Annotated in this window: 23 protein-coding genes; 11 read left to right on the plus strand and 12 right to left on the minus strand. The window is 56.6% G+C overall.

The features are described from left to right. Positions 1 to 2: 2 nt before the first annotated feature. Genes astB through DW56_RS18520 form a run of 4 tightly spaced genes read right to left on the minus strand, consistent with a single transcriptional unit; the run spans position 3 to position 5051 of the window. Positions 3 to 1328, minus strand: a complete 1326-nt coding sequence (astB, locus tag DW56_RS18505) for an N-succinylarginine dihydrolase (RefSeq protein ID WP_024562146.1) — start codon at positions 1326 to 1328, stop codon at positions 3 to 5. Beyond that, positions 1325 to 2800, minus strand: coding sequence for a succinylglutamate-semialdehyde dehydrogenase (gene astD, locus DW56_RS18510; protein ID WP_024562145.1), 1476 nt, complete (start codon positions 2798 to 2800; stop codon positions 1325 to 1327). The genes astB and astD overlap by 4 nt, the downstream gene beginning before the upstream one ends. Beyond that, positions 2797 to 3834 carry an arginine N-succinyltransferase gene (gene astA, locus DW56_RS18515; RefSeq protein ID WP_024551817.1) on the minus strand — a complete coding sequence of 346 codons (1038 nt, stop codon included), beginning with the start codon at positions 3832 to 3834 and terminating at the stop codon, positions 2797 to 2799. Before astA ends, astD begins: the two co-directional genes overlap by 4 nt. Continuing rightward, a complete protein-coding gene (locus DW56_RS18520; protein ID WP_024551816.1) occupies positions 3831 to 5051 on the minus strand; it encodes an aspartate aminotransferase family protein in 1221 nt (406 codons plus the stop codon). The genes astA and DW56_RS18520 overlap by 4 nt, the downstream gene beginning before the upstream one ends. A 433-nt stretch (positions 5052 to 5484) precedes the next feature. Here DW56_RS18520 and xthA point away from each other — a divergent pair, with 433 nt between their 5' ends. Together xthA and DW56_RS18530 are read left to right on the plus strand one after the other, a co-directional pair. Beyond that, positions 5485 to 6291 (plus strand): exodeoxyribonuclease III, encoded by an 807-nt coding sequence (gene xthA / locus DW56_RS18525; RefSeq protein ID WP_024551815.1) that lies wholly within the window; start codon positions 5485 to 5487, stop codon positions 6289 to 6291. A gap of 92 nt (positions 6292 to 6383) precedes the next feature. Next, positions 6384 to 6797: a pyrimidine (deoxy)nucleoside triphosphate diphosphatase gene (locus DW56_RS18530; RefSeq protein ID WP_024551814.1), complete on the plus strand. Its 414-nt coding sequence runs from the start codon at positions 6384 to 6386 to the stop codon at positions 6795 to 6797. Here the strand turns inward: DW56_RS18530 and DW56_RS18535 are convergent. Further along, positions 6757 to 7071, minus strand: coding sequence for a YnjH family protein (locus DW56_RS18535; RefSeq protein WP_411431223.1), 315 nt, complete (start codon positions 7069 to 7071; stop codon positions 6757 to 6759). The genes DW56_RS18530 and DW56_RS18535 overlap by 41 nt on opposite strands. Positions 7072 to 7323: 252 nt before the next feature. Here DW56_RS18535 and gdhA point away from each other — a divergent pair, with 252 nt between their 5' ends. After that, complete coding sequence (gdhA, locus tag DW56_RS18540) at positions 7324 to 8667, plus strand: NADP-specific glutamate dehydrogenase (protein ID WP_024551812.1); 1344 nt, start codon at positions 7324 to 7326, stop codon at positions 8665 to 8667. A gap of 41 nt (positions 8668 to 8708) precedes the next feature. Here gdhA and DW56_RS18545 read toward each other — a convergent pair whose 3' ends face one another. The 3 genes from DW56_RS18545 to DW56_RS18555 all read right to left on the minus strand — a co-directional run bounded on the left by DW56_RS18545 (position 8709) and on the right by DW56_RS18555 (position 12409). After that, positions 8709 to 10664: a DNA topoisomerase III gene (locus DW56_RS18545; protein ID WP_024551811.1), complete on the minus strand. Its 1956-nt coding sequence runs from the start codon at positions 10662 to 10664 to the stop codon at positions 8709 to 8711. Between the two features lie 4 nt (positions 10665 to 10668). Further along, positions 10669 to 11712: a selenide, water dikinase SelD gene (gene selD, locus DW56_RS18550; RefSeq protein ID WP_024551810.1), complete on the minus strand. Its 1044-nt coding sequence runs from the start codon at positions 11710 to 11712 to the stop codon at positions 10669 to 10671. 145 nt (positions 11713 to 11857) lie between these two features. Continuing rightward, positions 11858 to 12409: an NAD(P)H nitroreductase gene (locus tag DW56_RS18555; RefSeq protein ID WP_024551809.1), complete on the minus strand. Its 552-nt coding sequence runs from the start codon at positions 12407 to 12409 to the stop codon at positions 11858 to 11860. Positions 12410 to 12585: 176 nt separating this feature from the next. Here DW56_RS18555 and sppA point away from each other — a divergent pair, with 176 nt between their 5' ends. The 3 genes from sppA (at position 12586) to pncA (ending at position 16198) form a co-directional block, all read left to right on the plus strand. Next, complete coding sequence (gene sppA / locus DW56_RS18560; protein WP_024551808.1) at positions 12586 to 14439, plus strand: signal peptide peptidase SppA; 1854 nt, start codon at positions 12586 to 12588, stop codon at positions 14437 to 14439. A gap of 87 nt (positions 14440 to 14526) precedes the next feature. Then, positions 14527 to 15543, plus strand: a complete 1017-nt coding sequence (gene ansA, locus DW56_RS18565) for an asparaginase (protein ID WP_024551807.1) — start codon at positions 14527 to 14529, stop codon at positions 15541 to 15543. A 13-nt stretch (positions 15544 to 15556) separates the two neighbouring features. Continuing rightward, the gene (pncA, locus tag DW56_RS18570) at positions 15557 to 16198 is read left to right on the plus strand and encodes a bifunctional nicotinamidase/pyrazinamidase (RefSeq protein ID WP_024551806.1); all 642 of its coding nucleotides are present in this window, start codon (positions 15557 to 15559) and stop codon (positions 16196 to 16198) included. Between the two features lie 91 nt (positions 16199 to 16289). Here pncA and DW56_RS18575 read toward each other — a convergent pair whose 3' ends face one another. After that, complete coding sequence (locus DW56_RS18575) at positions 16290 to 16568, minus strand: YeaC family protein (RefSeq protein ID WP_024551805.1); 279 nt, start codon at positions 16566 to 16568, stop codon at positions 16290 to 16292. Between the two features lie 39 nt (positions 16569 to 16607). Further along, positions 16608 to 17021: a peptide-methionine (R)-S-oxide reductase MsrB gene (gene msrB / locus DW56_RS18580; protein WP_024551804.1), complete on the minus strand. Its 414-nt coding sequence runs from the start codon at positions 17019 to 17021 to the stop codon at positions 16608 to 16610. A 344-nt stretch (positions 17022 to 17365) separates the two neighbouring features. On the opposite strand from msrB, the gene gapA reads away from it, so the two are divergent. Then, complete coding sequence (gene gapA / locus DW56_RS18585) at positions 17366 to 18361, plus strand: glyceraldehyde-3-phosphate dehydrogenase (protein ID WP_024551803.1); 996 nt, start codon at positions 17366 to 17368, stop codon at positions 18359 to 18361. A gap of 76 nt (positions 18362 to 18437) precedes the next feature. Beyond that, on the plus strand, positions 18438 to 19325 hold the full coding sequence (locus tag DW56_RS18590; RefSeq protein WP_024551802.1) for a D-hexose-6-phosphate mutarotase: 888 nt from the start codon (positions 18438 to 18440) through the stop codon (positions 19323 to 19325). Between the two features lie 36 nt (positions 19326 to 19361). On the opposite strand, the gene DW56_RS18595 is transcribed toward DW56_RS18590, so the two are convergent. Next, positions 19362 to 20216, minus strand: coding sequence for an aldo/keto reductase (locus tag DW56_RS18595; RefSeq protein ID WP_024551801.1), 855 nt, complete (start codon positions 20214 to 20216; stop codon positions 19362 to 19364). 94 nt (positions 20217 to 20310) lie between these two features. Then, complete coding sequence (locus DW56_RS18600; RefSeq protein ID WP_024551800.1) at positions 20311 to 21057, minus strand: MipA/OmpV family protein; 747 nt, start codon at positions 21055 to 21057, stop codon at positions 20311 to 20313. Between the two features lie 435 nt (positions 21058 to 21492). On the opposite strand from DW56_RS18600, the gene yeaG reads away from it, so the two are divergent. From yeaG to DW56_RS18615, 3 genes are all read left to right on the plus strand, one after another. Then, positions 21493 to 23427, plus strand: coding sequence for a protein kinase YeaG (gene yeaG, locus DW56_RS18605; protein ID WP_024551799.1), 1935 nt, complete (start codon positions 21493 to 21495; stop codon positions 23425 to 23427). Between the two features lie 58 nt (positions 23428 to 23485). Further along, positions 23486 to 24787 (plus strand): YeaH/YhbH family protein, encoded by a 1302-nt coding sequence (locus DW56_RS18610; RefSeq protein WP_071789720.1) that lies wholly within the window; start codon positions 23486 to 23488, stop codon positions 24785 to 24787. A gap of 219 nt (positions 24788 to 25006) precedes the next feature. Then, the gene (locus DW56_RS18615) at positions 25007 to 26578 is read left to right on the plus strand and encodes an EAL domain-containing protein (protein ID WP_051179316.1); all 1572 of its coding nucleotides are present in this window, start codon (positions 25007 to 25009) and stop codon (positions 26576 to 26578) included. The last annotated feature ends 2 nt before the right edge of the window (positions 26579 to 26580 follow it).

Here is a 26580-nt window from a genome sequence, read left to right on the forward strand (position 1 = left end):
CGTCAGCACTGGAAAGGATAAACCGATCCTAAGTCTAGCAAGCGCGTCAGTTCATCCAGCGCTTCCCTGCCCTCGCGCAGCAGCTGCGGGTCGGCGAGATCCGCCTGCGTCAACCTGTCGCGGTAATGTTTCTCCACCCAGCGGGTTAGCGTTTCAAACAGCGCGTCGTTCATCATTACGGCGGGGTTCACCGCCTGACGCTCCGCTTCTGTCAACACCACGCGCAGACGCAAACAGGCGGGGCCGCCGCCGTTAGCCATGCTTTCACGCAGGTCGAACACTTTCAGTTCGCTTATCGGATTCCTGGCGGCCAGCAACGCGTTCAGATAACGCCAGACGCCTTCATGCTGGCGCGACTCCTCCGGCAGCACCAGCGTCATTGAGCCATCTTCGCGGCTCAACAACTGGCTGTTGAAAAGGTAAGTTTGTACCGCGTCCTGTACCGAAACTTCGCTCGCCGGCACCTCAATGGCTATAAAGCCTGGCACTTTCGCCCGCAGCTCGCCTAATACATCCTGCTGATGAAGAAAGGCCTGCTCGTGGCAAAACAGCACCTGCTGGTTAGAAACCGCAATGACATCGTTATGGAATACGCCCTGGTCGATCACCGCCGGGTTTTGCTGGGCAAAAATCACCTGCTTCGGGTTGACCTGATTGACGCGGGCCACCGCCTGGCTTGCCTCCAGCGTCTGGCGCGCCGGGTAGCGGGCCGGAATAAGCCCGCCGCTCTCTTCGCGGCCATAAACAAAAAGCTGTATGCCCGGCCCGCCGTAGTCGCCGCCAAGGCGGTTATGGTTGGCCGCGCCTTCGTCGCCGAACATCGCCACCTGCGGCAGCGCCGGATGTACGGCGAAGCGTGTTTCATCGCGAAAGATAGCGCGCAGCAGCCGTTCAGTGGTGGGCGCCTCGCTGGCGCGGTGGAATTTATTATTGAGGTTAGCCACGGTCAGGTGCACTTTGCCATCCAGCGCATCGGCGGAGGGGCAGACTGTCGCCGCGTTCGCCACCCACATAGAAGACGCAGAGCTTGCCGCGCTAAGTAAATGCGGCGCCTGCCGCCAGGCTTTTTCCACCACCTGCTCATCCGTGCCGCTAAAGCCCAGCAGGCGCAGCGCCTGCACATTAGGGCGCTCCTGCGGCGGGATAAGCGCCTGGGCAAAACCGGCATCCGAAAGCGCTTTCATCTTGCGCAGCCCCTGCAACGCAGCAAGTTTCGGGTTAGAGACCTGATAACGGTGCTTTGTGGAAGCTTCGTTGCCAAATGACAGCCCGGCGTAGTGGTGAGTTAACCCCACCAGGCCGTCAAAGTTTACTTCGCGCGCTTTCATGCCTGCTCCTTAGTAAAGTCCAGACCGGGGCTTAACGTCGCTGGCAGCGCAAAATTCGGACTTTCGAGCGAGGCCATCGGCCAGGCGCAATAGTCTGCGGCATACCAGGCGCTGGCGCGATGGTTGCCGGAAGCCCCCACGCCGCCAAACGGGGCGGTACTCGCCGCGCCGGTAAGGGGTTTATTCCAGTTAACTATCCCCGCGCGCGCTTCCAGCAACAGCTGGTCGAACCGCGCCCGGTCGGGGGAAATCAACCCGCTTGCCAGGCCATAGCGGGTGTTGTTCGCCATGCGGATAGCGTTCTCAAAGGTGTCGTAGCGCCAGACGCACAAGAGCGGGCCGAAAACTTCTTCATCCGGCACGTCGCGCGCTTCGCTCATTTCTATAATGCCAGGGGTAAGCAACGAACTGCCCGCTTGCAGCAGTTTCGGCTCCAGCAACGGCTTGCCGCCGCGCGCCAGATGCCCCTGCCACGCTTCCAGCACCCGCTCCGCCGCCTGGGCGGAAACCAGCCCGCCGATAAACGGCTGCGGCTCGGCGTCCCAGCGGCCCGGGCGAATACGGGCGCTTACCGCCACCAGACGCGCCAGGAACGCATCCCCCGCCTCGCCCCGTTTCACCAGCAGGCGACGCGCGCAGGTACAGCGTTGCCCCGCAGTGATAAAAGCGGACTGAATAGCCAGATGCACCGCGCCGTCGAGATCCGCCGGATCGTCCACGATAAGCGGATTATTGCCGCCCATCTCCAGCGCCAGAATTTTCTCCGGCTGTCCGGCCAGCTGGCGATGAAGCTGATAACCGGTGTTGGCGCTGCCGGTAAACAGCAGCCCGTCGATATCGCGTTGCGAGGAGAGCGCCTGCCCGGTATCGCGCCCGCCCTGCACCAGGTTAAGCACGCCCGCCGGCAGCCCCGCCTGCTCCCAGAGTTTCATTACCGCTTCGCCGGTCTGCGGCGTTAATTCGCTCGGCTTGAACACCAGCGTATTGCCCGCCAGCAGCCCCGGCACAATGTGGCCGTTAGGCAAATGCCCCGGAAAGTTATAAGGCCCGAACACCGCCAGCACGCCATGCGGGCGGTGGCGCAGCGAGGCGGCGCCATCCGGCATCGGGCTTTGCTGCTCGCCAGTGCGGGTGTGATAAGCCTTTACGGAAATGCCCACTTTATTGATCATCGCCGTGACTTCTGTCGCCGCTTCCCAGCGCGGTTTGCCGGTTTCCCGGGCGATAATTTCGGTGAGCTGCGTTTTATTTTCATCCAGCAGCCCGGCAAACTTTTCCGCTATCGCCTGACGTTCGGCAAAGGGGCGTTTCGCCCAGCCGGGAAAAGCCTGACGCGCGCTGAGGCACGCCTGCGCCACCTGTTCAGCATCCGCCGCCCGTCCCTGCCAGAGCATTTCGCCGCTTACCGGGTTGGTTTTCTCAAGCTGCTCGCCGTTGCCGTTCAGCCACTGGCCGTTTATCCACAAACTCATGCTTTTTTCTCCTCAGGGCACAGACGAACCAGCCGCACGGTATCGCCGGGGCGGCATTTCAGCGCGTCGAGCGTAGCGCCGTCGAGCACCAGCCGGTCGGTATGGGGGTTTGCGCGAATCAGCATCACGCGGAACATGTCGTAATTTTCATTGGCTACCATGCAGGCCGGCAGCTCGTCACCCGTGGCGGGCTGGCCTTCCGCCACCTCCACCAGCCGGCTTTTGCGAATGGCGCGCACCCGGTCGATGTCGCATTCAAGGGTCGGGCCGCCGTCAAAGATGTCGACGTAATTGCGATAGCGAAACCCTTCAGCTTCGAGCACGGCGCGGGCAGGCGCCGTTTGCGGATGGACCTGGCCGATGACCTCCTGCGCCGCCTTGCTAAGAAAATGGGTGTAGATCGGGTGCTTGGGCATGAGCTCGGCGATAAACGCTTTCTGGCCGGTGCCGCACAGGTAGTCGGCGCGGCTAAATTCCATAGAGAAAAAGCGCTGGCCGAGGCTGTCCCAGAACGGCGAATAGCCGTGCTCGTCAATCACGCCGCGCATCTCCGCCACAACCTTTTCATTAAACCGGTCGCGAAAGGCGGCCATAAACATAAAGCGCGATTTGGAAAGCAGGTAGCCGTTGCCCTCTTTTCGCCACTGCGGGTCGAGAAACAGGGTACAGAGCTCGCTGCTGCCGGTATGGTCATTACTTAAAAACAAGGTGGGCAGCGCGTTATAAACATTCAGCTCTTTCGAGGCGTGCACCAGGGTGCCGACACGGTAGTTATACCAGGGGTCGTTCAGCCCCACCGCCACTTCAATGGCGCAAATACCCGCTACCGCGCCGCTTTGGGTCTCTTCCAGCACAAAAACATAGCCCTGATCGGCCTTCGAAAGGCCGCCTCGCCAGGTTTGCAGGGAACGTTCAATGCGGGCGCTGAGCGTGCCTTCGTCAACCGGCAGCGAAGTCAGCCCGCCGCCCGTTTTCCGGGCCAGCGCCAGCAGCGCGCCGATGTCGTTATGTTCAATGGGACGAATCACCATCATGATGAACCCTCCGCCAGAAAACGTGCGCACGCGCGGGAGAATCGTTCAAGCCCGGCGGCGATCTCTGCATCGCTGATGTTAAGCGCAGGCGCGAAGCGCACCACGTTGCCGCCAGCAATCAGCACCATCACCCCTTCTTGCGCGGCAAGCGTAGAGATAGCTTTGGCTTTGCCGGCGTGATCGTCGTTCAGCACGCAGCCCAGCAGCAGCCCAAGGCCGCGGATCTCTTTAAACAGATTCAAACGGCTGTTCAGGGCGTTAAGCTGTTCCACAAAAGCGTGGTGGCGCGCCTTTACCCCTTGCAGGGTTTCCGGGGTGTTGATGAGCGCCAGCACGCGCCCGGCTACTGCGCCCGCCAGCGGGTTGCCGCCATAAGTCGTGCCATGCGTGCCGACGCCCATGACCTGAGAAAAACGCTCCGTGGTGAGGATCGCGCCAATCGGGAAGCCGCCGCCCAGCGCTTTCGCCGTGGAAAGCACATCCGGCGTAACGCCATAGTGCATATAGGCATAGAGCGAGCCGGTACGGCCAACGCCGGTCTGCACTTCGTCAAAAATCAGCACCGCGTTGTGCTTGTCGCACAATTCGCGCAGCCCTTGCAGAAACGCCGGGTCGGCAGGCACCACGCCGCCTTCGCCCTGCATTGGCTCTACAATCACCGCGCAGGTCTCATCGGTAATCAGTTCGCGGGCAGAGGCGAGATCGTTATAAACGGCATGGGTAATCTGCGGCGGCAACGGCGCAAAGTCCTGCGAATAGGCAGGCTGACCGCCAGCAGAAACGGTAAACAGGGTGCGGCCATGAAAGGCATTTTTGAACGCCACGATGCCGCTCTTTTGCGGGCCGAATTTGTCGTGCGCATATTTGCGCGCAAGTTTCAGCGCCGCTTCGTTGGCTTCCGCTCCCGAGTTGCAGAAGAAAACGCGGTCGGCAAAGGTGGCGTCGATAAGCTGTTTAGCCAGCCTGAGTACCGGTTCGTTGGTATAGCCGTTGCCGGTGTGCCACAGCTTCGCCGCCTGCTCCTCCAGCGCTTTGCGCAGTTCAGGGTTGGCGTGGCCCAGCGCGTTAACGGCGATGCCGCCTGCGAAATCAATATACGCTTTGCCCTGCTGGTCCCACAGCGTGGATCCTTCAGCCCGTACCGGAATAAAAGGCGCCGGCGCATAAACCGGGATCATCCATTCATCAAAGTTCTGGCGGGTAATTGACTGCGTCATAGCGACCTCGTTCCGGTAAATTAAAAGTTGATTGTTTGTTAATAAATATGGTGTGTTTGCGCTCTTACAATAGATTGCAGACTTTGTGCCAGCCAGAGGGAAAAATGAATAACTTGAGCGCAACCATGAAAAATCAACAATTTACGAACCAGAATTATTCACTATTAGTGCATAATCAGTGAATATTCGCGTGATGCGCTGCGGTTGTAGAGAAATAAATAAGCAATGTTATGCATAAACCGAATATCATTCTGTATTTGTGATCGCAGGCAGGATTCAGCAGAAAAAAACGCCCTTTTTTGGGGCGCCTTGCGCTGAAATAGGGCGAGGTTCATTTGCGCTGTCGATTAAAAGGATTGCTGATGAGAGCAGCGATGCGGGGGCTTTTCTGGTAAGCTCAGGCCCTTGTTTAATCTGCAATGTGGCAGTGATTATGAAATTCGTCTCTTTTAATATCAACGGCCTGCGCGCCCGTCCTCATCAGCTTGAAGCGCTGGTGGAACAGCATCAGCCTGATGTCATTGGCCTTCAGGAAACCAAAGTGCACGACGACATGTTTCCTCTCGAAGAGGTAGCTAAACTCGGTTACAACGTTTTCTACCACGGCCAGAAAGGGCATTACGGTGTGGCGTTGCTGACAAAAGAGCCTCCTGTCGCAGTGCGCCGCGGTTTCCCGGGCGATGATGAAGAGGCCCAGCGCCGCATCATCATGGCGGAAATCCCTTCTGAGATTGGCAATATCACGGTTATCAACGGCTATTTCCCGCAAGGAGAAAGCCGCGACCATCCGGTGAAGTTTCCCGCTAAAGCGGCCTTTTATCAGAACCTGCAAGATTATCTGGAAAACGCGCTTCAGCGCGAAAACCCGGTAATTGTTATGGGCGATATGAATATCAGCCCGACCGATCTGGACATCGGTATTGGCGAAGAGAGCCGCAAGCGCTGGCTGCGCACCGGCAAGTGCTCGTTTCTGCCAGAGGAACGTGAATGGATGGGCCGCCTGCTTAACTGGGGACTGGTTGACACTTACCGCCACGCCAATCCCGACGCGGTTGATCGCTTCTCCTGGTTTGACTACCGCTCGCGCGGTTTTGACGATAACCGCGGTCTGCGCATCGATCTGCTGCTGGCAAGCGCGCCATTGCTGGAACGCCTTGAGGAAACGGGCATCGACTACGCTATTCGCGCCATGGAAAAACCGTCCGACCATGCTCCGGTGTGGGCGAAGTTCAGGCTGTAAACGCCAGCAAAAGCGGCTGCTTTTCCTCTCCCTTGCCGGGAGAGGGTTGTCTGGCGGACCGTTAATCTTTCAGGACGGGTTTATTAAAACAGATGAAAATCATTGACGTTGTCGCCGCCATTATTGAACGCCACGGAAAAATCTTGCTGGCGCAGCGCCCCGCAGGCGGCGACCAGCCGGGGCTGTGGGAGTTTCCCGGCGGCAAAGTGGAAAGCGGCGAAAGCCAGCCACAGGCGCTGGCCCGGGAGCTTAAGGAAGAGTTAGGCATTCAGGCGACGCCAGGAAATTATGTGGCGAGCCACGAGCGGGACGTTAGCGGTCGCCGTATTCATCTGCATGCCTGGCACGTGGCGGATTTCAGCGGCGAACCCATCGCCCATTGCCACAGTTCGCTGGTATGGTGCGAGCCCGCCGAGGCATTACGCTATGACCTTGCCCCGGCGGATATTCCGCTGCTCGTTGCGTTTATGTCCGCACGCGACGCCAGACCAGCGGGTTCGTACTAAGCGTTTTCTCGTCGCGCTGGCATTGCAGCACAATGCCGTCGGCGTTTACTACCGCCCCTTCTGAATAGTTCTGATCCTGATAAATACAGCACTGATTACAGGGCGGCGGGCGATGACCGCCGCTACTGAACACCTCCGGCGGCACGGCGACGCCGATATCCGGCGGATAACTCTCATCCGGATAACCACCCGACCCGGAATGGTAACGCTCTGCCGCTGCGCATAAACCTGTCAACAACAGCAACCCGCCTGCCAGCACTACGTTTAACTTAATCATGCATTTTCTCCTGATGGCCGCGGTTTCGCCGCTCCGTTATCGCTTACTGCGCCATATCTCACAAGTTTCGTCAATACATCCTCTTTTGCCATAAGTTTTCATGATGATAATAAAAACAATCGCCGGAACAGCAGGCAAATTTTGCTTGCTTTATCGCCTTTACCGGATGGTATAGTCAGCGGGCTGGTGCATTTTTATGCATTAATTAAGAAAATAAAGTCACTAAACTATAAACGGAGCTTATACCTTATGGGGCAACACCTTACTCTGGAACAGTTTCTCTCCTCCACGCAACAGCGCGACCCGCATCAACCGGAATTTGCCCAGGCGGTGCGAGAAGTCATGACCACCCTGTGGCCTTTCCTGGACGCTCACCCTCGCTATCGCGATCACGCCCTGCTGGCGCGTCTTGTGGAGCCGGAGCGGGTGATCCAGTTTCGCGTGGTGTGGGTGGACGATCGCAATCAGGTGCAGGTGAACCGCGCCTGGCGCGTGCAGTTCAACTCGGCTATCGGTCCTTTTAAAGGCGGTATGCGCTTTCACCCCTCCGTTAATTTATCGATTCTGAAATTCCTCGGCTTTGAACAGACATTCAAAAATGCCCTTACCACCTTGCCCATGGGCGGCGGCAAAGGCGGCAGCGATTTTGACCCGAAAGGCAAGAGCGAAGGCGAAGTCATGCGCTTTTGCCAGGCGCTGATGACCGAACTGTGGCGCCATCTCGGCCCGGATACCGACGTCCCGGCGGGCGACATCGGCGTCGGCGGACGTGAAGTCGGTTATATGGCTGGCATGATGAAAAAGCTCGGCAACCATAACGCCTGCGTTTTTACCGGCAAAGGCCTCTCTTTCGGCGGCAGCCTGATCCGCCCTGAGGCGACAGGCTATGGGCTGATTTATTTCACCGACGCCATGCTGAAGCAGCACGGCATGTCGCTTGAAGGGATGCGCGTGGCGGTCTCCGGCTCCGGTAACGTGGCGCAATACGCCATCGAAAAAGCGATGCTCTATGGCGCGCGCGTGGTGACCGCTTCCGACTCCAACGGCACGGTAGTGGATGAAGCGGGCTTTAACGCTGAAAAACTGGCGCGCCTTGCAGAAATCAAATCCAGCCGCGACGGCCGCGTAGCCGACTACGCGCGCGAATTTGGCCTCGCTTATCTCGAAGGCAAGCAGCCCTGGTCGGTGCCGGTGGATATTGCCCTGCCCTGCGCCACGCAGAATGAGCTGGATGCAGACGCGGCGCGCACGCTGATTGCAAACGGCGTGAAAGCGGTGGCTGAAGGGGCGAATATGCCAACGACCATCGAGGCGACCGACGCCTTTCTGGACGCGGGCGTGCTGTTCGCGCCGGGCAAGGCCGCTAACGCGGGCGGCGTCGCCACCTCCGGGCTGGAGATGGCGCAGAATGCCGCGCGCATGGGCTGGAAAGCGGAGAAAGTGGATGCGCGTCTGCACCATATCATGCATGACATTCACCATGCCTGCGTGACCTACGGCGAAGGCGAACGCCAGGTTAATTATGTTCGCGGAGCGAATATTGCGGGCTTTGTGAAAGTCGCAGACGCCATGCTGGCGCAGGGCGTTATCTAAGCCCGGCAGAAAAGCCTGCGTCGCAGGACGCAGGCCAGCCGCTATTCTTCCGTACGTCCTGATGCGGCCGCGTCGCGTTTCTTGCCGCGCACGGCGCTTTTTTTACCGCTTTTAAATTTACGCTGTCCCTTCGCCTGCGGCGCCGCAAGGCCGCGGAACTGGCGAACCGGCGCGCTTCGCGCCTGGTCTATCAGCGTATAGAGCGTTTGCACCAGCGGCGTCATGAAGTCCTGATAACGACACTGCTTTTCGCTGATTTGCGTAAGGGTGGATTCCCACTGCGCCGTCATGTCCGGGCGCGCCGCAAGCTCGGGGAGCGCATGGATAAGCGCCCGTCCGGGCTCCGTCGCGCGGATATAGCGCCCCTGCTTTTCCAGAAAACCGCGCTTAAACAGCAGCTCGATAATGCCCGCGCGCGTGGCCTCGGTTCCCAGCCCGTCGGTGGCGCGCAGAATTTTTTTCAGCGCTTTATCCTGCACAAAACGGGCGATGCCGGTCATGGCGGAAAGCAGCGTGGCGTCGGTAAAATGGCGCGGCGGCTGGGTCTGTCGCTCCACCACTTCGCCCTGTTCGCACAGCAGTTCGTCGCCTTTGGCTACTATCGGCAGCGGCGAGCCGTCGTTCTCTTCGTCGCGCTCTTTCGCCCCCAGCATGGCACGCCAGCCCGCCTCCGCCAGAAAGCGCGCTTTGGCGATAAACTTGCCGCCTGCGATATCCAGATCGATGACGCATTTACGAAAGACCGCATCGGCACAGAACTGCATCAGATACTGGCGGGCAATCAGCCCGTAGACCTTCGCCTCGCCGTCGCTCAGGGAAACAGACGCGCTGCGCGCGGTGGGAATAATGGCATGGTGAGCGTCCACTTTTTTATCATCCCAGCAGCGGTTGCGCCGGTCCGGATCAACGGCAGGCTGCGGCAGCAATTCGCTGGCGTGAACGCCAATTGCTTTCATCACCGCATGGCGACCGGCAAAATGCTCTTCCGGCAGATAGCGGCAGTCGGAACGCGGATAGGTGATGAGCTTGTGGGTTTCATAGAGTTTCTGGCAGATATCCAGCACGTTTTGCGCCGAAAGGCCGAACCGCTTCGCCGCTTCAATCTGTAAGACCGAGAGCGAAAAAGGCAGCGGCGCAGCTTCAGTTTCACGTTTGTCGCTGTAGGCGGTGACGTGGGCAGGCTGGCCGGCGATGCGCCTGACCACATGCTCGGCAAGCGCCCGGTTAAGCAACCTTCCCTCTTCGTCCTGATGCGGCTCGCAGGCCTCGCTGGGCTGCCAGATAGCGACGAAAAGCTCCTCTTTCGGCGTAACGATGTGGGCTTTTACTTCGAAGTAATCTTTGGGAACGAAGTTTTCTATCTCTTCGTCGCGCCGCACCACCAGCCCCAGCACAGGCGTCTGAACGCGCCCAACCGACAATACCCCCTGGTAGCCAGCGTTTTGCCCAAGCAGGGTATACGCGCGGGTCATGTTAATGCCGTAGAGCCAGTCGGCGCGGGCGCGGGCCAGCGCCGAAGTGCTGAGCGGCACAAAGTCACGGTTTTCACGCAGGCGGGAAATAGCCCGCTCTACCGCCTGCGGGTTAAGGTCGTTTATCAGGCACCGTTGTACCTGCCTGCGCTTTTCAGGGGCGAGTTGCAGATAGTCCAGCACCTCATCCACCAGCAGTTGCCCTTCGCGGTCCGGGTCGCCTGCGTGCACCACTTCGCTCGCCTCGCGCAGCAGCTTTTTGATGACGTTAAGCTGTTTTGTGACCGAAGCGCGCGGCTGAAGCTGCCATTTTTCCGGCACGATAGGCAGATCCGCCAGGTTCCAGCGCCCGTAGCGGCTGTCATAGGCGTCGGGCTGCGCCTGCTCAAGCAGGTGGCCCACGCACCAGGTGACTACCTGGCCGTTGCCGCATTCAATAAAGCCATCGCCTCTGCGGTGCGGCTTTGGCAGCACGTCGGCGATAGCGCGCCCGAGACTGGGCTTTTCAGCGATAAACAACCGCATGGCGTTAGCGGATCTCAATCATTGGACGCCCCGCACGGGCCTCTTTCAGTTCGCCAATGGCGGCGAGCGTGATGCCATGCTCCGCTGCGATGGCGGCGACCTCCGCCTCCGCCTGCGGCGTGACAGCCAGCAGCAGGCCGCCGGAAGTTTGCGGATCGCACAGCAGGTTACGCCAGGCTTCCGGCATGTCGCCCATCAGATGGCCATAGCTTGCGAAATTGCGCGCTGAGCCGCCCGGCACGGCGCCTTCGGCAATATACGCCTCTACGCCCGGCAGCTTCGGCACCTCCTGATACCAGATTTCCGCCTGCACGCCTGCGCCCTGGCATACTTCGCTCAGATGCCCAAGCAGGCCGAAGCCGGTTACGTCCGTCATGGCCTTCACGCCCTCGACGCGCGCGAAGTCCGCGCCTGCTTTGTTCATACGGCACATCACTTCAGCGGCAAGGCCTTTGTGTTCGTCGCGCAGCAGCGATTTTTTCTCCGCCGTGGTCAGCACGCCAATGCCGAGCGGCTTGGTAAGAAAGAGTTTGCAGCCCGCTTCAGCGGTGCTGTTTTTCTTCACGCGCTCGGTGGGCACCACGCCGGTCACCGCAAGGCCGAAGATAGGTTCCGGCGCGTCGATAGAGTGGCCGCCAGCCAGGCTGATACCCGCCAGCTGACAGGCGGCGCGGCCGCCCTCGATAACTTCACGGGCGATTTCCGGCGCCAGCGTATTGACCGGCCAGCCGAGAATCGCTATCGCCATGACAGGCTTGCCGCCCATGGCGTAAATATCGCTGATGGCATTCGTGGCAGCGATGCGGCCAAAATCAAAGGGGTTGTCGACAACAGGCATGAAAAAATCGGTGGTGCTGATGATGCAGGTGCCGTTGCCCAGATCATAGACCGCGGCGTCGTCGCGGGTTTCATTCCCCACAAGCAGGTTCGGGTCGACAAACTTCGCCTGCTCGCTGTGCAGGATCGTTTCCAGCACCTTCGGGGAAATTTTACAACCGCAACCGGCTCCGTGGCTGTATTGCGTCAAACGAATAGCATGCTCACTCATGGACCTCTCCTGTAGATGAACGGTGTCGCACCCAGCGGGCGGGACGACGCGCGCCTATGGTAGCGCCAGAAAGAGGGAGTGATAAGTACGGCTGTCTGAATTGCGCCGCTTTTGCTCACTATCCAGACAGCCAAAGGCGCTTTTATCAGAAATAACGGACAAAAGGCGCGGTATCGGGCACGGTGATGGTGGTAGACGCTTTCAGCTGCGGTGTGCCGAGGTAGAGGAAACCGACGATCTGATCCTGCTCGCGGCATTCGAATGCCTCGCGAACCTGCGGGCTTTCCGTTAATGCGCCGCTGCGCCAGATACCGTTAAACCCCTGGGCCAGCGCCGCCATCTGCATCGCCATAACCGCGCAGCTCGCAGAAGCCACCTGCTCCCACTGCGGCACTTTCGGGTGCGCTTCACAGTGCGCGACTACGGTGATAATCATCGGCGCGCGAAACGGCGCGTTGCGCGCTTTCTCAAGCGCTTTTTCATCCTGTCCCGCTTCCCGCGCCGCTTTTTCCAGCAGCTGGCTGAAGCGCTCGCGCCCTTCGCCTTCAATAATGAAGAAACGCCAGGGTTGCAGGGTGCCGTGATCGGGGGCGCGCATCGCTGCGCGCAGGATATTTTCCAGCGCCTCGCCCGCTGGCGCAGGTTCGGCCAGCCGGGAAGCGCTACGGCGGTTAACGAGCAGTTCAAGTGCGTCCATCAGGTCTCTCCTGTTATGCATTTTGTTTACAAAATTAACACAGCACTCTTTTTTGTTACAGCATCGCCCCTCTTTCCTGCTGACAAGCCGCCAGCCTCTATTTACACTTTGAGCGCACCCGCGTCTGATGCGGGCGGTTTACGGGATACCCCCGTTCACACGATTAGGGAGAGGACATGCGCACCCTGTGGCGAATTATTGCCGGTTTTTTTAAGTGGACATGGCGTCTGCTGAATTTTATCCGCGAACTGGTGCTTAACCTGTTCTTTATTTTGCTCATTCTGGTGGGCGTCGGCATCTGGATGCAGCTTGGCGGCGGCGAGTCGTCGCAGCCGGGACGCGGCGCTTTGCTGCTCGATATTACCGGGGTGGTGGTGGATAAACCCTCCGTTAACAACAAGCTTGGCGCGCTGGGCCGCCAGCTCTTCGGCGCCAACTCCGACAGGCTTCAGGAGAATTCGCTGTTTGATATTGTGGCCGCCATTCGCCAGGCGAAAAACGACCGCAACATTACAGGCATCGTGCTGGATCTGAAAGATTTCGCCGGCGCCGATCAACCCTCAATGCAATATATCGGTAAAGCGCTGCGCGAATTCCGCGACAGCGGCAAGCCGGTGCTGGCGGTGGGCGAAAGCTACACCCAGGGTCAGTACTATCTTGCAAGCTTCGCCAATAAAATCTGGCTGTCGCCGCAAGGTGAAGTGGACTTGCACGGCTTCGCCACTAACGGGCTGTACTATAAGTCGCTGCTCGACAAGCTTAAGGTAAGCACCCACGTTTTCCGCGTTGGCACGTATAAATCCGCCGTCGAGCCGTTTATTCGCGACGACATGTCGCCGCAGGCGCGCGAAGCGGACAGCCGCTGGATTGGCGAGCTGTGGCAAAACTACCTTAATACGCTCGCGGCTAACCGGCAGATCCCCGCCTCGCAAGTCTTCCCTGGCGCTCAGGGGCTGCTGGCCGGGCTGCAAAAAGTGGGCGGCGATACGGCGAAATATGCGCTCGACAATAAGCTGGTGGATGCGCTCGCCTCCAGCGCAGAGGTAGAAAAAGCGCTGGTGAAACAGTTTGGCTGGAGCAAGAAAGATAAAGACTTCAGCGCAGTGAGCCTCTATGACTACCCGGTAAACAAACCGGCCCAGCAAGGCGCGTCCGTGGCCGTGATTTTCGCCAACGGGGCGATTATGGATGGCGAAGAGACGCAGGGTAACGTGGGCGGCGACACCACCGCCTCGCAGATCCGCGACGCGCGCCTTGACCCGCAGGTCAAAGCGATTGTGCTGCGGGTTAACAGCCCGGGCGGCAGCGTGACCGCGTCTGAAGTCATTCGCTCGGAGCTGGCGGCAGCGAAAGCAGCCGGCAAACCGGTGGTGGTTTCAATGGGCGGTATGGCGGCCTCCGGCGGTTACTGGATTTCGACCCCTGCGAACTACATTGTGGCTAACCCCAGCACCCTGACAGGCTCCATCGGCATCTTCGGCGTGATCAACACCGTGGAAAATAGCCTGGATTCGATCGGCGTGCATACCGATGGCGTGGCTACGTCGCCGCTGGCGGATGTTTCCGTGACGAAAGCGTTGCCGCCGGAAGTGCAGCAGATGATGCAGCTCACCATTGAAAATGGGTATCAGCGCTTTATCAATCTGGTGGCGCAGTCGCGCAGCAAAACGCCGCAGCAGATTGACGAAATAGCGCAGGGCCACGTCTGGACCGGACAGGATGCGAAAAACAACGGCCTGGTAGACAGCCTTGGCGACTTTGACGACGCCGTGGCGAAAGCGGCGGAGCTGGCGAAACTGAAAAGCTGGCACGTCGATTATTATCAGGACGAGCCGACCTTTATGGATATGGTGATAAGCGGCGTAAGCGGTTCAGTGCAGGCGATGCTGCCCCAGGCGTTGCAGGCTTACTTGCCGGCGTCTCTTAGCGAGGCGGCCAAAACGGTGAAAGCGCAAAGCGATAAGCTGGCCGCGTTCAACGACCCGCAAAACCGTTATGCCTTCTGTCTGACCTGCGGCAACGTACGTTAATCTCTCCCCGGCCCGGCTTTTGCCGGGCTGTTTTTTTTGCCCCGCGCCACTATACTGCGCCTGTTTATGCACAACCTAAGCGATCCCATGCAAAAGAAATCGATTTACGTTGCCTATACCGGCGGCACCATCGGTATGCAACGCTCTGAACAGGGTTACATTCCGGTTTCCGGTCATTTGCAGCACCAGCTTTCGCAAATGCCGGAGTTTCACCGCCCCGAAATGCCGGATTTCACTATCCATGAATATGCCCCGCTGATGGACTCCTCCGATATGACGCCGCAGGACTGGCAACATATCGCCGAAGATATCAAGGCCCACTATGACGACTACGACGGCTTTGTCATCCTTCACGGCACCGACACCATGGCGTTTACCGCGTCAGCCCTCTCTTTCATGCTGGAGAACCTCAGCAAACCGGTTATCGTGACCGGCTCGCAAATCCCGCTCGCGGAGTTGCGTTCTGACGGCCAGACTAACCTCCTGAACTCGCTTTACGTCGCGGCGAATTACCCGATCAACGAGGTAACGCTCTTTTTCAATAATCGCCTTTATCGCGGCAACCGCACCACTAAAGCCCATGCCGACGGTTTCGATGCTTTCGCCTCGCCTAACCTGGCGCCGCTGCTGGAAGCGGGCATCCATATTCGTCGTCTTAATACGCCTCCCGCCCCGCACGGGCGCGGCGAATTGCAGGTGCACCCGATTACGCCGCAACCTATCGGCGTGGTGACTATCTACCCGGGCATTTCCGCTGATGTAGTGCGCAACTTCCTTCGCCAGCCCGTGCGGGCGCTTATCCTGCGCTCCTATGGCGTCGGCAACGCGCCTCAACACGGCGATTTTCTCAATGAGCTGCGCGAAGCCTGCGCGCGCGGCATTGTGGTGGTTAACCTCACGCAATGCATGTCAGGCAAGGTCAATATGGGCGGTTACGCCACCGGCAACGCGCTGGCGCATGCGGGCGTTATCAGCGGCTTCGATATGACAGTAGAAGCGACGCTGACTAAACTCCATTACTTGCTAAGCCAGGGGCTGGAAGCCCAGGAAATCCGCGAAGCGATGATGCGCAACCTGCGCGGCGAACTCACCCCGGACGAATGATAAGGAGACCTCCATGACTTTACGCGCCCTGCTGCTGGTCGATTTGCAAAACGATTTTTGCGCCGGCGGCGCGCTTTCGGTGCCGGAAGGCGACAGTACGGTGGATGTGGCGAATGCGCTTATCGAATGGTGTAAAGCGCGCAGCATTCCGGTGGTGGCGAGCCTGGACTGGCATCCGGCGAATCACGGCAGCTTTGCGTCGGTGCAGGGCACAGAGCCGTTTACTCAGGGCATGCTTGATGGCCTGCCGCAAACCTGGTGGCCTGTCCATTGCGTGCAAAATACCGAAGGGGCGCAGCTGCATCCGCTGCTGAATCAAAAAGCGATTGAAGCGGTATTTTACAAAGGCGAGAACTCTGCCATCGACAGCTACAGCGCCTTCTTTGATAACGGTCATCGTCAGAAAACGGCGCTGGACGACTGGCTGCGGGAACGCGGCGTCAGCGAGCTTATTGTCATGGGGCTTGCTACCGACTACTGCGTAAAATTCACCACGCTGGACGCGCTGAAGCTTGGCTATGAGGTGAACGTTATCACCGATGGCTGTCGCGGCGTGAACCTGCAACCGCAGGACAGCGCCCGCGCGTTTATGGAACTGGCGACGGAAGGCGCAACGCTCTATACGCTGGACGACTGGCGCGAAACGCAGGCGTGAGACGCTGAGCTTCCGGTTTGAATGCCGCCCAATAAAAAGCCCTCTTTGCAGAGGGCTTTTTGCGTTCAGCATAAAGTTCAGCTTTTTCAGCTTAGTCAGGTTTTAGCTTCGCGATGGGCGGCGGCACGATGCCGAATTCCTCTTTGAGCTGCTGTTTGCTCTTTGTCACGATAGCGCCGTCCGTGCCAATGGTCATGTGCTGGGGCGCCGTGTTATTGCGCATTTGCCACATCATCACCAGTTGCAGGCTGTTCTCTTTTTGCTCCGGCGTCAGCGCCACCCCATCCGGCCATTTCCCTAATTCCACCGCCGTGGCGAGACGCTGATAGACTTCCGGCGTCATGCTGCTGATAAGGTCATCAAGGTTCATAAAAGCAAGGCTCCTGGAATAATTTGCTGAATCGATTCTTCAGCCTTTGATTTGTTCGCTGCCGTCATCGTCGGAGAAGCTCAGCGAGGCGGAGTTAACGCAATAACGTTCGCCTGTCGGCTGCGGGCCGTCCGGAAAAACGTGGCCCAGATGCGCATCGCAGCTGCCGCAGCGAATTTCGATACGCTGCATACCATGCGAGTAATCATTAAGATAACGGATGGCGTTTTCGCTTACCGGCTCGTAAAAGCTCGGCCAGCCGCAGCCTGAATCATATTTAGATTGCGAGTTAAACAGCGGCGCATCGCACACCAGGCAGTGGTAAACGCCTTCCCGCTTGTTATGCAGCAGACGCCCGGTAAACGGCGGCTCGGTGCCGTGGTTCTGGGTGACGTAAAACTGCATTTCCGTCAGGTTTTTCTTGAGGTCGTCCGGGGAGTTTTGATTAGCCATAATTTACATCTCGGGGCAGGTTAAGCAGTCACATTATCTGGCAGATTCTAACAAAACATTAACAGTGGCGTGTCATCTTTTAGACTAAACTTAGCGCTGAAAGAAAGCCCAGGGGCTAAATGTGATGGTGTTCACGTTTTTGGTTTTATGGGCCTTTAAAATTCACCGCAACGTCCCCATGTGGGGTTGTAGCCCAAAAGGAATAGTGAGCGAGTCAGTCGAGCAAAGGTTGTGCACAGGATTGATTTGTCGCAATGATTGACACGATTCCGCTTGACGCTGCGTAAGGTTTTTGTAATTTTACAACCAACCTTTTATTCACTAACAAATAGCTGGTGGAATATATGACTATCAAAGTAGGTATCAACGGTTTTGGCCGTATCGGTCGCATTGTTTTCCGTGCTGCTCAGAAACGTTCTGACGTTGAGATCGTTGCGATCAACGACCTGTTAGACGCTGAATACATGGCTTACATGCTGAAGTATGACTCCACTCACGGCCGTTTCGACGGTACCGTTGAAGTGCAGGACGGCCACCTGATCGTTAACGGTAAAAAAATCCGCGTTACCGCTGAAAAAGACCCGGCTAACCTGAAATGGGATGAAGTGGGGGTTGACGTAGTCGCTGAAGCAACCGGTATCTTCCTGACCGACGAAACCGCTCGTAAGCATATCACCGCTGGCGCTAAAAAAGTGGTTATGACTGGCCCGTCCAAAGACAACACCCCGATGTTCGTACGTGGTGCCAACTTTGACAAATACGCAGGCCAGGACATCGTTTCCAACGCCTCCTGCACCACCAACTGCCTGGCTCCGCTGGCTAAAGTTATCAACGACAACTTCGGCATCATCGAAGGTCTGATGACCACCGTTCACGCGACCACCGCTACTCAGAAAACCGTTGATGGCCCGTCTCACAAAGACTGGCGCGGCGGCCGTGGCGCGGCTCAGAACATCATCCCGTCTTCTACTGGCGCAGCGAAAGCAGTAGGTAAAGTTCTGCCGGAACTGAACGGCAAACTGACCGGTATGGCGTTCCGCGTTCCGACTCCGAACGTATCCGTTGTTGACCTGACCGTTCGTCTGGAAAAAGCAGCGACCTACGAGCAGATCAAAGACGCAATCAAGAAAGCCGCTGAAGGCGAAATGAAAGGCGTTCTGGGTTACACCGAAGATGACGTGGTATCCACCGACTTCAACGGCGAAGTATGCACTTCCGTGTTCGATGCTAAAGCGGGTATCGCACTGAACGACAACTTCGTGAAACTGGTTTCCTGGTACGACAACGAAACCGGCTACTCCAACAAAGTTCTGGACCTGATCGCTCACATCTCCAAATAAGACGAGATGAGAATCTGATCCTAAGGGCGACTTCGGTCGCCCTTTTTTATGGCTTCGAGACAGAGGATTGCCCGAAATGATTAATAAGATTTTTGCGCTACCGGTAGTTGAACAGATTACGCCTGTCCTTTCCCGCCGCCAGCAGGATGAGCTGGAAGTAATTGTTGTTGACCATCCGCAGGTTCGCGCTTCCTTCGCCTTGCAGGGCGCGCATCTGCTCTCATGGAAACCGGCCGGGGAAGAAGAAGTGTTGTGGCTGAGCGACATTACGCCGTTTAAAAATGGCGTAGCGCTGCGCGGCGGCGTGCCGATTTGCTGGCCGTGGTTTGGCCCGGCGGCGCAGAAAGAATTACCGTCGCACGGCTTCGCCCGCAACCTGCCATGGACCTTAAGCGCGCATAACGAAGATGAGAATGGCGTCGTGCTGACGTTCGAACTACACAGCAGCGAAGCCAGCCGCCAGTACTGGCCGCACGAATTTACGCTCTACGCGCGTTTTAAAATCGGCAAAACCTGTGAAATGGAACTGGAAGCGCACGGCGATTTTGAAACCACTTCCGCGCTGCACACCTATTTCAACGTAGGCGATATCAGCCAGGTTAAAGTCAGCGGACTTGGCGACACCTTTATTGATAAAGTGAACGGCGGCGAGCAGGGCAAGCTCAGCGATGGCGTACAGACTTTCCCGGATCGCACCGACCGCGTTTACCTGAACGCCGAGGCGTGCAGTCTGATTCACGACGCCGGGCTCAAACGCTGCATCGAGGTCGTTCACCATCATCACAGCAACGTAGTCGGCTGGAACCCAGGGCCAGCGCTCTCCGTCAGCATGGCGGACGTTCCGGATGACGGCTATAAAACGTTCGTTTGTGTGGAAACCGCCTGCGTCACAGCGCCGCAAAAAACAAGCGAAGAGAAACCTTCACGTCTGTCGCAGACGCTGCGCGTTGTGAAAAAAGGGTAAGCGTGTTCCCCCTCGCCTGCTGGCGGGGGGATTCGCTCAGACGACATCCAGCCGCGTCTTTCCTTTCGGCGCCGGAAAAGCCCGATCCAGCCGCGCCAGTTCGTCATCACTTAATGTTATTTCCAGCGCCGCCGCATTTTCTTTTACATGCGCGACGCTACTGGCTTTAGGAATGGCCAGCACGCCCTGATGACTGATAACCCAGGCCAGCAACAGTTGCGCCACGGTAATGGAGCGCGCCTGCGCGATATCATTAACGACCGGATCGCGCATTAATCCATCACGCAATCTTCCTGCCTGCGCCAGCGGGCAATAAGCCATGACGGGCACCTGATGTTGCTGACACCAGGGCAGCAGGTCATGTTCTATTCCGCGAGAAGCAAGATGATAAAGCACCTGATCGGTAACGCACTCGCGACCGCCGCCGATGCGCCAGAGTTCCTGCATATCGGCATAATCAAGGTTTGAAACGCCCCAGCGGCGGATTTTCCCCTGCTGCATGAGCGTCTGCATTACCCCGACTGTCTCTTCCAGCGGGATATCGCCGCGCCAGTGCAGCAGGTAAAGGTCGAGGTAATCTGTGCCAAGGCGCTTCAGGCTTGCCTCACAGGCGGCAATCGCTTTCGCACCGCCTGCGTTCCAGGGATAGACTTTAGATACGAGGAAAACGTTATCGCGCTGACCGCGAATCGCCTCCCCCACCACCCTTTCAGCGCCGCCTTCGGCGTACATCTCGGCGGTATCGATAAGCGTCAGGCCGAGATCGATGCCCGCGCGCAGCGCATCCGCCTCGCTTTTCTGCTGACCTGCTTTCTCTCCCATGTACCAGGTTCCCTGGCCGATAGCGGGCAGGGCCAGCGCTTCAGGAAAAATCACCTCTTTTTTTGCCATGACATCCTCCGTCATTCTGCCGGTAAATTGCACCGCGGAAATGCAAACGGAGCGCGAACGCCCCGTTATCAAGCAATGTATGCACGACTTACTATCAGAAGGTATAAGTTACACCGGCTGACAGCAGACCAGACCAGGATTTATCAACCATCGGGCTGTCTTTGATTTCATCGCTAAGATGGGTATAGCGCCCGGTGCCGTATACTGTCCAGCTGTCTGTTAGCTGATAGCTGGCGGTCAGCTCGACATAGGGGTTCCAGCCATCTTCCGGATCGTAATCGTCAAGGCCGCTGCGGCGAGACTCTTTACGGCTTACGCCATAGTAGTACTCGTTCATGTTATCGCTGTTCCATTCGGCGCCGATGCCCGGCGTTAAGGTCAGGCCGCCGTTGGTATAACGATAAAGCCAGGCGATATCCCACAGGATGCCGTTGTTGTTGTCCAGCGTATCGCCCGCAAGCGAGGTGCGCAGGAAACCATATTGCGTGAAGTGGGTATAAGAGAAGCCCGCCATCATGGTGGATTTACGTTTATCCAGACGGCGAAGCTGTCTGTTATCGCTATCTCCCGGCTTAAAATATTGCGGCAGATAATAGGCCATAACAGAAAGCTTATCGGTCTGGTCGTTCCATAAATAGTAGCCTGCGCCCAGACCACGGAACCAGAAATTGTCACCCTCATAATTGACAACCGGCACAGGCCAGAAATCATTGTCATACTGCTTATAGGGGTTTTCAACAACGGCAACGCCAGCGCCGAGGCTAAACCGATCTTCCGCATGAACGGCGGTTACTGTCGAAGCGAGTAAAACGCCTAATGCCAGAAATTTGAATTTGCTCACAATCCATTACGTCCTTTCATCAAATAATCAGCGAAGTGAAGTGTAACCGCGCAACCCTCTCATCCCAAAATTTTTCATCATTCTTTACATCGCTACTTAACCCGTCAGGTTTACAAAACGGCATGACAAATGACTTGCAGTTTTATGACCCGTTGATGAATCAGCGCTTTGCCGCTTAAGTTGATAATGAAATGCTAAGGATGAGTTATTGATATGTATTTGAAATTCGCGTAAAGCGCCAGGCAAATTTTATAAATGCCATCTACGCTTTACCTTAAGAAGGTGCATTAACCTGATCGCAGTAGCACAGTGCAACGCGTAAAGAACGCACCAGTTGGCATAAGGGTTGCTGTACTCAGAATACGTCTTCCGGGAGCCTCCACTATTCATATGAACGGCTCTTTAACCTGTGCTAAAACGAAAGGACGGCATGCCATGAATATATTCGATCACTATCGCCAGCGTTATGAAGCTGCCAAGGACGAAGAGTTCACACTGCAGGAGTTTCTTACCGTTTGCCGGCAAGATCGCAGTGCTTATGCCAACGCGGCAGAACGGCTATTGATGGCCATCGGTGAGCCAGTGATGGTGGATACTGCCCAGGAACCACGGCTGTCCCGTCTCTTTTCGAACCGGGTTATCGCAAGATATCCGGCGTTTGAGGAGTTTTACGGCATGGAAGACGCCATTGAGCAAATTGTTTCTTACCTGAAACATGCCGCTCAGGGGCTTGAAGAGAAGAAACAGATCCTTTATTTGCTCGGCCCGGTGGGCGGCGGCAAATCGTCACTGGCGGAGCGTCTGAAAGCGCTGATGCAGCGCGTGCCGATTTATGTTCTGAGCGCTAACGGCGAACGCAGTCCGGTTAACGATCACCCGCTGTGCCTGTTTAACCCGCAGGAAGATGCGCAAATTCTTGAAAAAGAGTATGCCATTCCGCGTCGCTATCTCGGCACCATTATGTCGCCCTGGGCGGCGAAGCGGCTGCACGAATTTGGCGGCGATATCACTAAATTCCGCGTGGTGAAGGTCTGGCCGTCTATTCTTGAACAAATTGCTATCGCCAAAACCGAACCTGGCGATGAAAACAACCAGGACATCTCTGCGCTGGTAGGGAAAGTGGATATCCGCAAACTGGAAAACCACGCCCAGAACGACCCGGACGCCTATGGTTACTCGGGCGCGCTTTGCCGCGCCAACCAGGGCATCATGGAATTTGTCGAGATGTTTAAAGCGCCTATCAAGGTGCTGCACCCGCTGCTGACAGCAACCCAGGAAGGCAACTACAACGGCACCGAAGGCATTTCCGCCCTGCCGTTCAACGGCATTATCCTGGCGCACTCCAACGAATCGGAATGGGTTCAGTTCCGTAATAACAAAAACAATGAGGCGTTTCTTGACCGTGTTTACATTGTCAAAGTGCCTTATTGCCTGCGTATCTCGGAAGAGATCAAAATTTACGAAAAACTGCTTAATCACAGCGAGTTAACCCATGCGCCGTGCGCGCCTGGCACGCTGGAAACGCTGGCCCGTTTCTCGATCCTTTCGCGCCTGAAAGAGCCGGAAAACTCCAGCATGTACTCAAAAATGCGCGTCTATGATGGCGAAAGCCTGAAAGACACCGACCCGAAAGCGAAATCCTACCAGGAATATCGGGATTACGCGGGCGTCGATGAAGGCATGAACGGCCTCTCTACCCGTTTTGCTTTTAAAATCCTTTCGCGCGTTTTTAACTTCGATCACACCGAGGTCGCCGCCAACCCGGTGCATCTCTTTTATGTGCTTGAGCAGCAAATTGAACGCGAACAGTTCCCGCAGGAGCTGGCGGAGCGTTACCTGGAATACTTAAAAGGCTATCTGATCCCGAAATACGCCGAGTTTATCGGCAAAGAGATCCAGACGGCTTATCTGGAATCCTATTCCGAATACGGGCAGAACATTTTCGACCGTTATGTCACCTATGCGGATTTCTGGATCCAGGATCAGGAGTACCGCGACCCGGATACCGGCCAGCTGTTTGACCGTGAATCCCTGAACGCGGAACTGGAAAAAATTGAAAAACCGGCGGGCATCAGCAACCCGAAAGATTTCCGCAACGAAATCGTCAACTTCGTGTTACGCGCCCGGGCGAATAATAGCGGTCGCAACCCGAACTGGACCAGCTACGAGAAGCTGCGCACGGTTATCGAGAAGAAAATGTTCTCGAATACCGAGGAACTGCTGCCGGTCATTTCGTTCAATGCCAAAACCTCGACCGACGAGCAGAAAAAACATGACGATTTTGTCGATCGTATGATGGAGAAAGGCTATACGCGTAAGCAGGTGCGCCTGCTGTGCGAATGGTATCTGCGCGTACGTAAATCGTCATAACCACAGCCGTCTGACATCTGCCGCAGGTGCGACCTGCGGCTTTGCTGCGCTGGCATATATGCAGTCTGGGGGAGATATGGCCTATTTCATTGACCGGCGACTTAACGGCAAAAACAAGAGCATGGTGAACCGCCAGCGCTTCTTGCGTCGTTATAAAGCGCAAATCAAGCAGTCGATTTCCGAGGCCATCAACAAGCGTTCGGTAACCGACGTGGAGAGCGGCGAGTCCGTCTCCATTCCTACGGAAGATATCAGCGAACCGATGTTTCACCAGGGGCGCGGCGGCCTGCGTCATCGCGTTCATCCCGGTAACGATCACTTTGTGCAAAACGACCGCGTGGAACGCCCGCAAGGCGGGGGCGGCGGCTCGGGTAGCGGACAAGGCCAGGCAAGCCCCGACGGCGAAGGCCAGGATGAGTTTGTCTTTCAAATTTCGAAAGATGAATATCTGGACCTGCTGTTTGAAGATCTCGCCTTGCCGAACCTGAAGAAAAACCAGCACCGCCAGCTTAATGAGTACAAAACGCACCGCGCGGGTTTTACCTCAAACGGCGTGCCGGCGAATATCAGCGTTGTGCGTTCGCTGCAAAACTCGCTGGCGCGACGCACCGCCATGACTGCGGGCAAACGGCGCGAGCTGCGCGAGCTGGAAGAGAACCTTGACCAGGTTGCGAAGAGCGAACCGGCTCAGTTGCTGGAAGAAGAGCGGCTGCGTAAAGAGATTGCTGAACTGCGGGCGAAAATCGAGCGGGTGCCGTTTATCGACACCTTTGATTTACGCTACAAGAATTATGAAAAACGACCGGAACCTTCAAGCCAGGCAGTGATGTTTTGCCTGATGGACGTTTCCGGCTCGATGGACCAGGCCACTAAAGATATGGCCAAGCGCTTTTATATCCTGCTCTATCTCTTCCTGAGCCGGACTTATAAGAACGTGGAAGTGGTCTATATTCGCCACCATACCCAGGCGAAAGAGGTGGATGAGCATGAATTCTTCTACTCGCAGGAGACCGGCGGCACGATTGTTTCCAGCGCCCTGAAGCTCATGGATGAAGTCGTTAAAGAGCGTTACGATCCGGCGCAGTGGAATATTTACGCCGCGCAGGCTTCAGATGGCGACAACTGGGCAGACGACTCGCCGCTGTGTCACGAAATTCTGGCGAAGAAAATTCTGCCGGTGGTGCGTTACTACAGTTACATCGAAATTACCCGTCGGGCGCACCAGACGCTGTGGCGCGAATATGAACATTTACAGGCGAATTTCGAGAATTTCGCCATGCAACATATTCGCGATCAGGAAGATATTTACCCCGTCTTTCGCGAACTGTTTCATAAACAATCGAGCGAAGCCTACAGCTAACAGAGAAGCCAGCGATATCGCTGGCTTTTATTTTTTAATGAAGCAGTGCTTTATTAATTATTTAAGCCCCATTAACACTTCAACCTTAATAGCGCGAATTTTCAACTAACGCCCTGACACTTGTTTAATAACCTGCATAAATAATTGCAGCCCTCCTTTCAATCGCTATAGTGCTAATGTTTTATGCCCGTCGCACAGCGCTTCAGGATGATATGCTTCATGTCTCGCCGGATTAACCTGACTCTCAGCCACCTGCTGGTAACGCTGCTGGCCATTTTAACCAGCCTGGTTTTACTGTTGCTGGCTGCCCAGACTATCGCCTGGCGCCTGAGTGAAGCGAGAGTTGAAACATTCAGCGCTACCGTGCTTGAGCGTAGCGTTTATCTGCTGCAACAAGCCCAAAGCATCGCCCAGGAAAATGCCCATGAACCCGCCGCGCCGCCTTGCAGCGCGGCTGATATCAGCCACTTGCGTTCGCTGCTCTGGAATTATCAATTAATTAAAGATATTGGCCGGGTTAATAACGACGCGCTAACCTGCTCCGTTTTATGGGGACGACTTGATTCTCCGTTATCCCTCAGGCAGGAAGGCGAACAGGCGAAACATATCGCTGGCGCCGCTTTTTTGCAGCTGCCGGTGGCGAACGGGGTAGAAGCCACGGCGCTGCGCCGCCGCGACCTTATCATTTTTCTCTCCCCTTTTGCTTTCCGCCGTTTTGAAAGTGAGCCTGAGACGGCCTGGTTCAGCGCGCTGGCGGTGAATAAGTCAGGCGACGAACGCTATTTCACTGTGGGCAGGAACACAGAAGAGTTACAACAGGCTATCAACGGCAAAAGCCGCTGGGATTATATTGTCAGAAAAAGGTGTAGCCCGCAGTTTGATCTTTGCGCGGTCGCCGGCGCGCGCGCTACCGGCTTCTTTAATGAATCCGCGGTTATTATTGGCTTTGTCTTTTTTATCGCCCTGCTCACCGGCACGCTTGTCTCGCTGTGCTGGCATTTCTGGCGCAGCAAAAAAACCTCTCTTCCCGCGCGGTTGCAGCGGGCACTGGCGCAGGAAAAATTGCGCGTGGTTTACCAGCCGATCTGTGAGATTCAGTCCGCAAGGCTAACCGGCGTGGAAGCGCTCCTGCGCTGGGACGATGACGATATGGGCGCTATCTCTCCGGAGGTTTTCATTCCGCTCGCGGAAGAGGCAGGCATCATGCCGCAAATAACCCGCTACGTGACGACGAAAGCCCTTGCCGAAATGCAGGCGCTAATGCAGCGCTACCCTTTTACGCTCAGTATCAACGTAAGCCTTGCCGACCTCTTTTCTGCCGATTATTTGCCCTTTCTTATTGAGCAGACCCGCCAGCACAGCTTAACGCCCGGGCGGGTGATTCTTGAGATCACGGAACGTCAGGGAGCGAATCTGGAAAGTATGTCCAGCGCCATTACCCGCTTTAAGCAAGCGGGATTTGTTATCGCGCTCGATGATTTTGGTACCGGCTATTCAAATATCTCCTGGCTGTCGCAATTACCGGTCGATGAGATAAAAATAGATAAAAGCATTAGCGATTCGATATCCACCCACTCGCTGAATAAAACGCTGCTGATAAACTTAATGCTGCTGCTGAAGTCGATGTCGCAAAAAGTGGTATTTGAGGGGCTGGAAGAGACGTCGCAAATAACCTATTTGCGTACGCACTTTCCGCAGAGTTATGGTCAGGGATGGTGGTATTCGCGGCCGCTTGATGCCCCTTCGCTGCTGCGATTTATCGAAACGCAAAACAAAAACAGCAGCCCTTAAGG

This window comes from Franconibacter helveticus LMG 23732, assembly GCF_000463115.2.
Classification (GTDB): domain Bacteria; phylum Pseudomonadota; class Gammaproteobacteria; order Enterobacterales; family Enterobacteriaceae; genus Franconibacter; species Franconibacter helveticus.